General features: G+C 34.1%; 7 protein-coding genes. All 7 read left to right on the plus strand.

Annotated features, from left to right (window positions below; genetic code table 11):
• Nucleotides 1-127 precede the first annotated feature (127 nt).
• The 7 genes from QLS71_RS09060 to pelA all read left to right on the plus strand — a co-directional run bounded on the left by QLS71_RS09060 (nucleotide 128) and on the right by pelA (nucleotide 12,727).
• The gene (locus QLS71_RS09060; RefSeq protein ID WP_308991084.1) at nucleotides 128-1,606 is read left to right on the plus strand and encodes a glycoside hydrolase family 28 protein; all 1,479 of its coding nucleotides are present in this window, start codon (nucleotides 128-130) and stop codon (nucleotides 1,604-1,606) included.
• A 17-nt stretch (nucleotides 1,607-1,623) separates the two neighbouring features.
• Entirely contained in the window at nucleotides 1,624-2,913 is a 1,290-nt protein-coding gene (locus QLS71_RS09065; RefSeq protein WP_308991083.1) for a DUF4861 domain-containing protein, read from the plus strand.
• A 7-nt stretch (nucleotides 2,914-2,920) separates the two neighbouring features.
• Nucleotides 2,921-4,282 (plus strand): glycoside hydrolase family 88 protein, encoded by a 1,362-nt coding sequence (locus QLS71_RS09070; protein ID WP_308991082.1) that lies wholly within the window; start codon nucleotides 2,921-2,923, stop codon nucleotides 4,280-4,282.
• 27 nt (nucleotides 4,283-4,309) lie between these two features.
• Entirely contained in the window at nucleotides 4,310-7,726 is a 3,417-nt protein-coding gene (locus QLS71_RS09075) for a DUF4450 domain-containing protein (protein ID WP_308991081.1), read from the plus strand.
• Nucleotides 7,727-8,803, plus strand: a complete 1,077-nt coding sequence (locus tag QLS71_RS09080) for a glycoside hydrolase family protein (RefSeq protein ID WP_308991080.1) — start codon at nucleotides 7,727-7,729, stop codon at nucleotides 8,801-8,803. It abuts the gene before it with no gap.
• A gap of 21 nt (nucleotides 8,804-8,824) precedes the next feature.
• Nucleotides 8,825-10,978 (plus strand): hypothetical protein, encoded by a 2,154-nt coding sequence (locus QLS71_RS09085; protein WP_308991079.1) that lies wholly within the window; start codon nucleotides 8,825-8,827, stop codon nucleotides 10,976-10,978.
• A 156-nt stretch (nucleotides 10,979-11,134) separates the two neighbouring features.
• Complete coding sequence (gene pelA, locus QLS71_RS09090; protein WP_308991078.1) at nucleotides 11,135-12,727, plus strand: pectate lyase; 1,593 nt, start codon at nucleotides 11,135-11,137, stop codon at nucleotides 12,725-12,727.
• Nucleotides 12,728-12,791 lie beyond the last annotated feature (64 nt).

Consider the following 12,791-nt stretch of genomic DNA (forward strand, 5'->3'; position numbering starts at 1 on the left):
ATTTTTAACTAAATATTAAGAAATAATGCATTGTGTAAATCTTTATTTAAATAGAAACTTCATGTATGTACAGGATACATTCCCCTTTTCTTTATTATAAATTTACTTTTTATAATTGTATTTATATATGAAAATTTTAAAACTGTTTCTTATTTCGATCATGTTATTTTCTTGTAAACAAAACAAGAATTTACCCAATAAAAATGAACAACTCACTAATGCAATAAAACCTGATTGGGTAGATAAAGTAGGTGCTAAATTAAATAGTTTTAAAAATGAAATATATTTTGTAAACGATTTTGGTGCAGTTAACAATGGCATAGTACTAAACACCAAAATGATACAAAATACTATTGATGCTTGTGCAAAAGCAGGTGGTGGTACAGTAACTTTTAAACCCGGTGTTTATTTAACTGGTTCTGTTTTTCTAAAAGAAGGAATTCAATTTATAGTTCCCAAAGATGTTGTTCTTAAAGGGAGTGAAGATATTAAGGACTATAAAGAAATTGATACGCGTATTGCAGGTATTGAGATGGTATGGCCAGCAGCTTTAATTAATGTTGATAATCAAAATAATGTGACTATAGGGGGAGAAGGGACTATTGACGGACAAGGAAAGGTGTTTTGGGATTATTATTGGGATTTAAGAAAGAACGATTACGAACCGAGAGGGTTACGCTGGATAGTGGATTATGATGCTAAACGCCCAAGAACTATTTTAGTTTCGAATTCAAAAAATGTTTTTGTTAAAGATTTAAATATTCAAAGAGCAGGTTTCTGGACGGTTCAAGTATTGTATTCAGAATATGTTACGGTGGATGGTTTAACAATAAAAAATAACATTGGAGGTCATGGACCAAGTACTGATGGGATTGATATAGATTCGTCTAGATGGATATTAGTGCAAAATTGCGATATAGATTGTAACGACGATAATTTTTGCTTAAAAGCAGGAAGAGATTGGGATGGACAACGTGTAAATAAACCAACCGAGTATATTGTAATAAGAGACTGTATAGCAAGAAAAGGTGCTGGCTTATTTACTTTGGGAAGCGAAACAGCGGGTAGCATCCGTCATGTATATGTATCAAATATTAAAGGATTGGGTACTAAAAACGGTTTGAATATTAAATCGGCAACCAATAGAGGAGGAACAGTTGAAGATATTTATATGGAAAACATTACTATGGAAAAGGTAGGTACTTTTATGCAAGTGGGTATGAATTGGAATCCAGCATATAGTTATTCGCAATTACCAGAAGAATTTGATGAAAAGACAATTCCAGAACACTGGAAAAAAATGCTTCATGCCGTAGAACCTCCTTCAAAAGGAATCCCCACTTTTAGAAATATAACCATAAATAATATTGATGTAAAAGGCGCAAAAACAGCTATTAATGTAAGTGGGTTAGATAATTCTGTGATAGATAATATTACATTAAGCAATGTACACATTAAATCAGAAACAGCAGGACAGATTAGTTACAGTTCTAATTGGAAATTGAATAATGTGAAAATAATAACGAAAGATAGTTCTAAAATATCAATAGAAAATACTACCAAAGTTGATTTTGGAGAATCTGTGTATCTTCAAGAAATAAAATAACCTAATATTCAATGAAGATGAATAAAATAATAAAGATAAATACTCTTGTAATTTTTGTCGTTTTACAATTTATGGCTTGTAAAACACAAAAGCATACTGTAACTATCAAGTTAACCAATCCTTCAGATAATTTACTAATTGACAAAGCTATTACTATAAGAAGAAATCAGTTACCTATTATAGATAGTATTAATAAGTACCCTTTGTTGATTAATAAAACGGATACCATTCCATCTCAAATAAATGATACGAATGATGACGGTGAATGGGATGAATTATTTTTTGTTATAGATATTTCTGCTAAAGAAACTAAAAAAATTCGGCTGAAATGGATTGAAAATAAACCAGAGTATGTTATTAGAACTAGTGCGCGTTTTGGAAAACGCTCGTCAAAAGAGTCTCCAGTACAACCAGCTACCGAAGAAGTATTGTTTGCTAATGGAGTACCTAAGTCTTTGGGATATCAACGCTATCAAACCGATGGACCATCATGGGAAAACGATAAAGTAGGTTTTAGGCATTATTTAGATGGTAGAAATGCTAAAGATCTTTTTGGAAAAAAAACATCTCAAATGTCACCAGAAAATGTAGGTGTTAATTCTAAAGGAGAAGTTGAAGATAATTACCATGTTATAGAAGCTTGGGGTCGAGATATACTGGCTGTTGGAAATTCTTTAGGTCTTGGAGGTTATGCTTTAATTACAGATAATGTGTTAATGCGTTTAGGAATTACAGTAAATGACACATTAAATAATGTTGAAAAAACAACTTTTAAAATTCAAGCGGAAGGCCCTGTAGAATCTGTTTTAAGTTATAACTATCAAAATTGGAAACCTTCTAGCGATAGAACTTATAATGTTAAAGAGAAAACCACTATTTGGCCTGGGATGTATGGCTATCAAAATACAGTTGCTATTTCAGGACTTCAAGGTGATGAAAACTTAGCCGTTGGTTTGGTAAATATTAATAACGATAATCCGTTATCAATCATTGGAGAAAACGATAAATATATCGTGTTGTATACACATGATCAACAAACTTACGACAAGGGTTGGTGGTTAGGTATGGCGTTAATTCTTCCCAAAGACAACTATTTGGGTTACACCGAAGCTCCAAAAACAGGAAATATATCCAATACGTTTTTAGCAAAACTTAGCATTAAAAATAACAAACCAATAAGTTATTACGCCATTGCTTGTTGGGAATTAAGCGATTCTGGTTTTGTTGATAAATCCTATTTTGAAACCTATTTAAAAAACGTAACCAATCAATTATCAACCGAGATAAACATAAAAATTATAAACTAAATAAGATATGAAAATAAATCTCTTAGCTGTCAAAATCAGTTTTACTGTTATGTTTTTGCTGAGTTCATTAAATGTTTTAGCTCAAGAACTTGTTAATGATGTAACTTCACCTCTTCATGCTATGCAACCAGATTATCCCATTCCCTATGGAGCACAATCTATACAAGAAGTTACAGCGACTTTAGATAGAGTTTATAATTTTCTTGAAAGCAAAACAGCCTCTAAATTAATAGATTCTAAAACGAATAAAGAAGTTGTAAATCTTAAAAATTTAGATAAAAACACAGTTTTCGAACCCGGAGTCTTTAGGTTAACAAGTTACGAATGGGGTGTTACTTATGGAGGTATGTTATTAGCTACTGAGGCAACAGGAAATTCTAAATATGCCAATTATACCAATAAGCGTTTAAAACTTATTGCTGATATAGCTCCCTTTTATAATAAAATGCTAAAAAAGGATAAAAATTACCCTTCGCCAATTATCCAATCATTGCATCCTGAAGCTTTAGACGATGCGGGTGCGGTGTGTGCAGCCATGATTAAGGCACAAAGAGCAGGTTTAAATGCAGATTTAAAACCTTTAATTGATAATTTTATAGCTTACATAAGCAATAAACAGTTTCGTTTGCCAGATGGAACTTTAGCAAGAAACAGACCCCAACCCAATACTTTGTGGTTAGATGATTTATTTATGAGTGTGCCCGCATTGGCACAAATGGGTAAATTAACGGGTGATATAAAATATTTTGATGATGCCGTTAAACAAGTTCGTCAATTTTCCGAACGCATGTTTAATAATCAAAATGGCTTATATATGCATGGTTGGGTACAATCAATGGAAGAACATCCACAATTTCATTGGGCGAGAGCGAATGGCTGGGCGGTTATGACTCTTGTTGAGCTATTGGAAGTGTTACCTAAAGATCATTCTGGTTATAAGGATGTTTTAAATCAATTACGTGCCCATATAAAAGGTTTGGTACATTACCAAGATGGTACTGGTTTCTGGCATCAACTTATTGACCGAAATGATACTTATTTAGAAACTTCAGCTACAGCCATTTATGCTTATTCCATAACACGCGCTATTAATAGAGGGTATATAGACAAAGCTGCATATTCTCCTGTAGCCATGCTTGCTTGGAACGCTGTATCAACAAAAGTAAATGAAAAGGGACATGTAGAAGGTACTTGTGTAGGTACCGGTATGGGTTTTGACCCTGCATTTTACTATTACAGACCTATTCATGTTTATGCTGCTCATGGATATGGCCCAGTTATGTTAGCTGGTGCAGAAATTATTATGCTTTTAAAGAATAACGACTTTGAAATTAATGATAGTTCATTACAGTTAAAAGCGAATAAATAAATTAGAGTAAACTAGAAAAATTTGTAGATGTATCTCATTAAAAATTATACCAAAATAGTTTGTTTATTTTTATGTTTTGGTTTTGTAATTCAAGGAATCTCTCAAGAAATAAACACAAGAAAAATCCATTACGTTCCAGATGGCGAAAGTTTCGTTTTAAAGAATGGTTCCAGAAAATTTAATAGAGCTTTATACGGAACCAATACAGGTTTTAGAGTAGAAGCTGGCGATTTGCCAGAATTCGCACTTTACATGCCTGGTATGGGTGGTAATTTTAAACTGGGAATTTCTACCAATGTTGTTAGCAAATGGATTACGGATTGTGATTCAATTAAAACACGTTACATTCAAGGCACGATGCATTATGAAATTAGAGATGCATCTTTTTCAAATGGTTTAATCAAAATACAAGTTATTGCTCATGCTAATAATGAAGCAATGATTTTAAAAGTTGAAACTGAAAATATTCCTAAAAATGTCGATTTAATTTGGCTGTATGGAGGCGCAAGTGGTAAGAAGTTTAGTCGTGATGGCGATATTGGTGCCGACCCAGAATCAGTGTTTTACTTGCAACCAGAATATTGTGTAAATAATCAATACACCCTTCAAAAGGACGGTTTTCTATTAAATTTTGGCTCAGAAAACAACAAACAAAAAACAGGAAATAATAGAACCATTTCTGGATATTTCCCTAAGTCCGATATAAAGTTGGTTGAGGTTAATTCTGAAAAAAATCCTAAAGAATTATTTGAATCTAATGTTGATAAATTACCTGTTGTCATTGGAGAAATCCATTTGAATTCTAATGACACATTACTGTGGAAATTAGAAAATAATGAGGCCGTAGTTCCAACAACACAACCACAATTAGAATCTGAATTTGTTGAAGCGATGCAAAAGGTGAAAAAACTAGCATCGCGAGTTACTTTAAAAACACCCGATCCTTACCTAAATACGTTGGGAGGTGCTTTAGCTATTGCTGGAGATGCTATTTGGGAATCGCCAGCTTTTTTACATGGTTCCATAGCATGGCGTATGCACTTAAACGCATGGCGAGGTGCTTCTGTTGCAACCCCTTTAGGTTGGCATGATAGAGCAGAAATGCATTTTAAAAGTTATGGAAATTCACAGGTTATAGAACCCGAAACAGGTCCTGTGGTATTGGATACGTTCCGAAATTTTGCCAGACAAAAAGAAGTGATGGGAACCGCCATGTTTAGTAGTGGTTATATTAGCAGGCATCCAAATAAGAATACGGTGGCGCACCATTACGATATGAACTCGGTATTCATTAATCAAATCCTTCGTCATTATCAATGGACAGGCGATTTGGGTTTTATGAAAGAAATATGGCCTGTTATAAAACGCCACATCGCTTGGGAAAAGCGAAATTTTGATGCGGACAACGATGGACTTTATGATGCTTATGCCATGATTTGGGCAAGCGACGCCCTGCAATATACTGGTGGTGGTGTTACTTATGCTTCGGCGTATAATTATAGTTGCAATTTGTTGGCAGCAAGCATTGCAAAGCTTTTGGGTGAAAACCCAGAGCCATATATCAAGGAAGCTAAACACATTAAATCGGCCATTGATAGTAAATTGTGGATGCCCCAAAAAGGTGTTTTTGCTGAGTATAAAGACTTGTTAGGAAACCAATTGCTACACGATACTCCAGGAATTTGGACGATTTATCATGCTTTAGATGAAAACATAGCAAACACATTTCAAGCCTATGAATCTTTAAGATATCTAGATACAGAAATCCCGCATATTCCCGTAAAAGCTGAAGGTTTGCCTTTTGATGATTTACAACTTGTTTCAACCACCAATTGGCAACCTTATACATGGTCTGTTAACAATGTTGCTTTGGCTGAAAATTTGCATACAGCTTTGGCTTATTGGCAAGGTGGCAGAAGCGAAAAAGCGTTTCAGTTATGGCACAGTGCCTTAGTTGAAAGTATGTATTTAGGAGCATCACCAGGGAGTTTTCAGCAGTTATCTTATTATGATGCGATTCGTGGCGAATTGTACCGAGATTTTGCCGACCCCATTGCTATGGCTGCTCGTTCTTTGGTAGAAGGTTTGTTTGGAATTCAACCCAATGCTATTGAAAATATGTTGTTTATTAAACCAGGGTTTCCTAAAGATTGGAAGTATGCTTTGTTAGATATTCCAGATGTTAAAATCGCTTTCGCGGAAGAGAATAATAGTTTAAAATATAATATCGATTCAAAATTTAACAATCAAATGAAACTTCATTTCTCTGTGAATGTTTTAAATGAAGCTGTTGAATACGTTAAAATAAATGGAAAAAAAGTTGATTGGAAGTTTGATGAAACCGCCATTGGCAATCCTAAAGTTGTTATTGAGAGTCCATATCAAAAACAATATATAATTGAAATTAAATTAAAAGAAGGAAAACTTGAACAATCTAAATTTGAGTTTGAAGGGTATCAAAACAAACCATTAATCTTTAAAACTTCAAAAGCAGAAATTGTTAAGGTTAACGATCCACAAGCTTCAATTTCAGAAGTAAAGAAAACAAAGAATCAATTAGATTTTACAATTAATTCAAAAGAAGGTAATAAAACATTTTTTGTTCAGTTGAAACAAAAAGATATGATTTGGTGGCAACCTGTGCATTTAAAGGTGTCTCCTCAAAAGGAGGCTATTTCCAAATTCCAAAATTGGGATAAAAAACTCTCGTCTGAAATGAAGTTTGACAAAATCAACTTAGAAACCATTTTCAACAGCAAAGTAACCGATGTTTTTGAACAGCAATACTTAAGTCCGAGACCAACATCACCAACATTACAACTCCCAACTCAAGGAATTGGTAACTGGTGTTATCCGTTTATAAAACCAATTATTGACGATTCTGGTTTGCGTAAAAAAGCAGGCGAAAATAACACGATTGTAAGTCCGCAGAATATTCCTTTTAGCACGCCTTCAGAAGCAAATAAAAATAATATTGCCTTTGTCTCACAATGGGATAATTTCCCAACGTCTATCGAAATACCGCTTTCTGGTAAAGCAACCCATGCATATTTTATGATGGCAGGAACTACAAACCCGATGCAAAGTCGATTTGTGAATGGTGAAATTATAGTAACATATACCGACGGAACCATTGAAACCTTAGAATTAAAAAACCCAGAAAACTGGTGGCCTATTGAACAAGATTATTTTGTAGACGGTTTAGCCTTTACAACCGATGCGCCAAAACCACCACGAGTTTATTTAAAATCTGGAACTATTACAAGAGGTTTTAAAGATTTTACACCTATAAAAGGTTTTACCGATTTTGGTATTGATGGCGGAGCAGCAACCATTTTAGATTTACCATTAAATGGAAGTAAAACTTTAAAGAATATTGAAATAAAAGCAATTGCAAATGAAGTGGTTATTGGGATAATGAGTGTAACTTTAGTAAGAAATTAAATGGATAGGAAGGAGTTTATATCAACATCAATTCTTGCTTCTTTAGGTGCATGTTTGCCTATGCAAGCGAGTACCTTTTTTAATGGAAATGAACAACAACTACCATTGTCAGATTTTGAAAAACGTTTAACTCCTGTTGGTCGTGCCTTAGAGTTTCAAGATTATTATGTGTGGTGCAATAGCCCATTTGAAGGTCCTGATGGTAAAATTCATGTGTTTTTTTCACGATGGCCTAAAGCAAAAAGCATGAGTGGTTGGACAAATAGTTCGGAAATTGCACATGCAGTAGCCGATAAACCTGAAGGTCCATACGAATATGTGAGTACAGTATTGGCACCACGAGGTGAAGGTTATTGGGATGCAACCACCTGTCACAACCCAAGTATTCATTTTGTTGATGGAAAATATGTCTTGTTTTTTATGGGAAACTCCAATAGAAAACTGGATACACAGCGTATTGGGTTAGCAACATCCGATTCACTCTATGGGCCATGGAAACGTCCAGATGAACCATTATTGCATCCTGGAAATGAAGGGGAATGGGACGACCATTGCACTACAAATCCATCCTTTTTAAAACATCCAAATGGCGAATATTGGTTATACTATAAGTCGTTTGATACCGAAGGGTATGTAAACCCTAAGTTTGAAGTTAGAGGCAATCGAAAATATGGATTGGCCATTGCAAAATCGTTGCAAGGTCCTTATGTTAAATATGAAGGAAATCCAGTGATAGATTATCACTCTATGGGAAATAACCAGCAATGCGAAGATGCTTTTACGTGGTGTGATGGAGAAACATTTCATATGCTAGCACGAGATCTTGGTGTTTATGGAATTGATAAAGGACTTTATATGAGTTCAAAAGACGGGAAACAGTGGTCAAAACCATTAATTGGTTATCAAGAACTTAATAAATATGTAAATCAACCACCAGCACCAAAACATTTAAACCGTTATGGACGTGCAGAACGTCCGCAAATATTGTTTCAAAACGGGACACCAACCTATTTATTTACTGCTTCGCAGGGCGGTAAATATGAAACAGCTTCAGGATTTATATTTAAAATAAACTAAATATTAAAACAATTCTAATTAATGAAAAAAATAAATCTTCTTTCAGTCTTAATTTTAGTTTTTTTGAATTTTCATTCATGTAAAGAGAAAACAGAAACACCTCAAAATATAGATAGAAAAGCTGTAGTAACACGCCATAATGTAAAAATAACAGCCGTCGATACGCTTGGTTCATTAAATGTTGGTAATGGTAAATTTGCTTTTACAGTAGACGCTACAGGATTACAAACATTTCCCGAATTTTACGAAAAAGGTGTGCCCTTAGGAACACAATCAGAATGGGGATGGCATACATCTCCAAATCCGGAAAACTATGAATTCAGCGAAACGTTACAGGCCTATAATTTTAATGGAAGCGAAAACAACTTATATGCGGTTCAAATTAAAGCACCAGAAAGAAGTGTGAATGCTGTTAATTATTTTAGAGCCAACCCACACCGTCTTCAATTAGGAAATGTGGGTTTAGAAATAATAAAGAAAGACGGAACAGTTGCTAAACCAGAAGATTTAAAGAACATCAATCAAGAACTAAACCTTTGGACAGGTAAAATTGAAAGTCATTTTACTATTGAAGGTGTTTCTGTAAAAGTAGTAACATATGGAGATGCTAATAAAGATGCTATTGCAGCGAAAATTGAATCGCCGCTATTAAAAGAAAATCGTATAAAATTAAAATTTAGATTCCCATATCCAACCAATCTATTTGAAGATAGAGGTACTAATTATGTTAGTAATGAATTGCATGAAACCACGGTAAACGAACAAACAGGAAAAGTGTTTGTTTTTAATAGAACTTTAGATAGCGACCACTATTTTGTAAAGGCTAATTTAAATACAGAAGCAACCCTAACAAAAGTTGAAGATCATCATTTTATCATTCAACCAAGTGCTAAAGATAGTTTTGAAGTTGCAGTAGAATTTTTACAATCTAAAAGTGAAGGAGCAATGGCTTTCAATAATGTTGAAAAAAACAGTATTGAAGGGTGGGAAAACTTTTGGCAATCGGGAGGTGTTGTAGATTTTTCAGAATGTACCGACACTCGAGCTTTTGAAATTGAAAGACGCGTAGTATTATCACAATATTTAACACGTTCGCAATGTGCAGGAAACTATCCAATACAAGAAACAGGTTTAACTTATAATAGCTGGTATGGTAAACCACATATGGAAATGTATTGGTGGCATTCGGCACATTATCCGCTTTGGGGAAGAACCAATTTATTGGAAAACAGTATAGGTTGGTATTTTGATGCATATGATAAAGCGAAGTTAATAGCTAAAAGACAAGGTTATAAAGGGGTGCGTTGGCAAAAAATGACCGACCATAATGCAGATGAAGCGCCATCAGATATAGGGTCGTTTTTAATATGGCAACAACCACATGTTATTTATTTATCGGAGTTAATTTATCGAAACAATCCCTCAAAAGAAAATTTAGAAAAGTATAAAAAACTCATTTTTTCAACAGCCGATTTTATGGCATCTTATCCAAATTATGATGCAGAAAATGACCGATATATTTTAGGAAAAGGTATTATTCCAGCACAAGAATGTTTTAATAAATTAGAAACATTCAACTCGCCTTGGGAGTTGGCGTATTGGAAATGGGCGTTACAAGTAGCACAACAATGGCGTGAAAGATTAGAGTTAGAACCTGAAGCAGAATGGCAAAAAATTATTGATAAACTATCTCCAATGGCTCAAAAAGATGGTGTCTATTTAGCGGCAGAAAGTGTTCCTAATTCATATTCTCCAACAAGTGAGCATACTATTGACCATCCTGCCGTTTTGGGAGCTATGAGCATGTTACCACATAATAATTTTGTTGATGTATCAATAATGAACCATACTTTTGATATTGTAGATAAAGTTTGGAATTGGGATCATACTTGGGGTTGGGATTTCCCCTTAGAAGCGATGACTGCTACACGACTTAACAGACCAAAGGATGCTATAAAAGCATTATTAAGAGATCAAATAACAAATACTTACCTGCCAAGTGGGCACAATTACCAAACAGAACGGCTAACATTATATCTTCCTGGAAATGGTGGTATACTTTCAGCTATAGCACTTATGTGTGCTGGTTATGATGGGAATACTATTAAAAACCCAGGATTTCCAAAAGATGGGACGTGGAACGTTAAATGGGAAGGTTTAAAGCCAATGCCGTAAAATTAAATAATCTTAAGCCTTTTTTATTAAAATAACACACTCAAAAACAAGGGTTATTATGATTTGTCTTGTATTATGTTTAGTTGATTACTAATCACCACTTTTAAATGTAATCGATTATAATTAAAACTAAATAAAATAATACAAATGATAATTATGATGAAAAAACTCAAAGGTTTAAAAGCATTTTTTGCTCTAGTTTTTATGATTAGCTGCTCTAGTGATAATCCTGTAGATGTAAACTCTAAAAATATTCTAGTAAAAAATGTAATAATTAATGGAAGTGATATTGTAGATGGAAAAGCGAAACAATTAGTTGTTGCTGTGCTTCCAAATAATGCGACTAATAAAACTATAACATGGAGTGTATCAGATGAATCAATAGCTGTCATATCGAGTTCTGGGCTTTTAACACCGGTGGAAAACGGAACTGTAACAGTAACTGCAACTACAAATGATGAGTCTGGAATTTCGGCAGAAAAAGTTATTACAATATCAGGTGTATCAGGTCCACCTGTTTTTGTTGAAAGTATCTCAATTACGGGAACGGATATTTCAGATGGGCAACCACAACAATTATCTGTTCAGGTTTTACCCGTAACTGCTAGTAATAGAATTGTTACTTGGGAGGTTTCAGACGCATTATATGCTTCAATATCGAGTACGGGATTATTAACACCTAAACTTAATGGGGTAGTAACCATAACAGCAATAGCTACTGATGGTAGTGGAAAGGTTGGTCAACTTCAAATAACGATATCTGGTTTAGTACCTGTATATGCTACCATTTTAAAAGCAGAAAACATGCTATTATGGCAGCGTACTAATGGTGGATGGCCAAAAGAACCTCATAACGATTTCTCTGGTTATGAACGTGTGCAAACATCTAGTGAAATAGCCACAGCTAATAGTGGAAAAAATAAAACAGATACAACCATAGATAATGGGCATACTATAACAGAAGTTAGATTCTTATTAAGCTCTTATAAGGCTACCCAAAATCCTGAATATTTAGCTGCAGCCATAAGAGGGATTGATTGGATTTTTGAAGCACAATACGATAATGGTGGATGGCCTCAAGTTTATCCTATAGAGCCAGGTGATTATAGTAGATATATTACTTATAATGATAATGCTATGGGAAATGTTATGAATTTAATGAGAGATATCTTCTTAAAGAAAAACAATCTGGATCTAATTGACATACGTTATGTAAGTCAAGCACAAATAGCATTTGATAAAGGGGTTGATGTTATATTAAAAACTCAAATTGTAGTAAATGGAACAAAAACAGCATGGTGTGCTCAACATGATCAAGTAACTTTATTACCAGCAGATGCACGGTCTTATGAATTGAAATCAATTAGTGGGTCCGAATCTGTAGGGGTTGTTAGAATTTTAATGACCATAGATTCTCCGTCATCTGAAGTAATTGATGCTGTTAATAAGGCAGTAGCATGGTTTGAATCTTCTAAAATAGTAGGTTATAATTTGGTAAGTGTAACGGGGGATCAATATGAAACGGGCAAAGATAAGATTTTGGTAGAAGCTCCAGGTAACATTATGTGGGGTAGATTCTATGATTTAGTAACTAATCAACCATTTTTCTGTAGTAGAGATGGCATTAAGAGAAGTGCAATAGCGGAAATAACTCATGAAAGAAGAAATGGTTACTCATGGTATGGCAATTGGCCTTCTAGTTTAATAGGTTCAGAATATAGTAATTGGAAGACTAAACATGGTATTTGATAATAATAGGTTAAGCATCAGTAATACTACTTTAGTTTAAAATTTTTCAAATACCATATTTTTC

Origin of the sequence: Mariniflexile litorale (assembly GCF_031128465.2) — a bacterium.
In the GTDB taxonomy this organism is placed as follows: domain Bacteria; phylum Bacteroidota; class Bacteroidia; order Flavobacteriales; family Flavobacteriaceae; genus Mariniflexile; species Mariniflexile litorale.

Bases quoted from the DNA above. Each gene is read 5' to 3' on its own strand.
- QLS71_RS09060 (WP_308991084.1), top strand. From the start codon at position 128: ATGAAAATTTTAAAACTGTTTCTTATTTCGATCATGTTATTTTCTTGT.
- QLS71_RS09065 (WP_308991083.1), top strand. From the start codon at position 1,624: ATGAATAAAATAATAAAGATAAATACTCTTGTAATTTTTGTCGTTTTA.
- QLS71_RS09070 (WP_308991082.1), top strand. From the start codon at position 2,921: ATGAAAATAAATCTCTTAGCTGTCAAAATCAGTTTTACTGTTATGTTT.
- QLS71_RS09075 (WP_308991081.1), top strand. From the start codon at position 4,310: ATGTATCTCATTAAAAATTATACCAAAATAGTTTGTTTATTTTTATGT.
- QLS71_RS09080 (WP_308991080.1), top strand. From the start codon at position 7,727: ATGGATAGGAAGGAGTTTATATCAACATCAATTCTTGCTTCTTTAGGT.
- QLS71_RS09085 (WP_308991079.1), top strand. From the start codon at position 8,825: ATGAAAAAAATAAATCTTCTTTCAGTCTTAATTTTAGTTTTTTTGAAT.
- pelA (WP_308991078.1), top strand. From the start codon at position 11,135: ATGATGAAAAAACTCAAAGGTTTAAAAGCATTTTTTGCTCTAGTTTTT.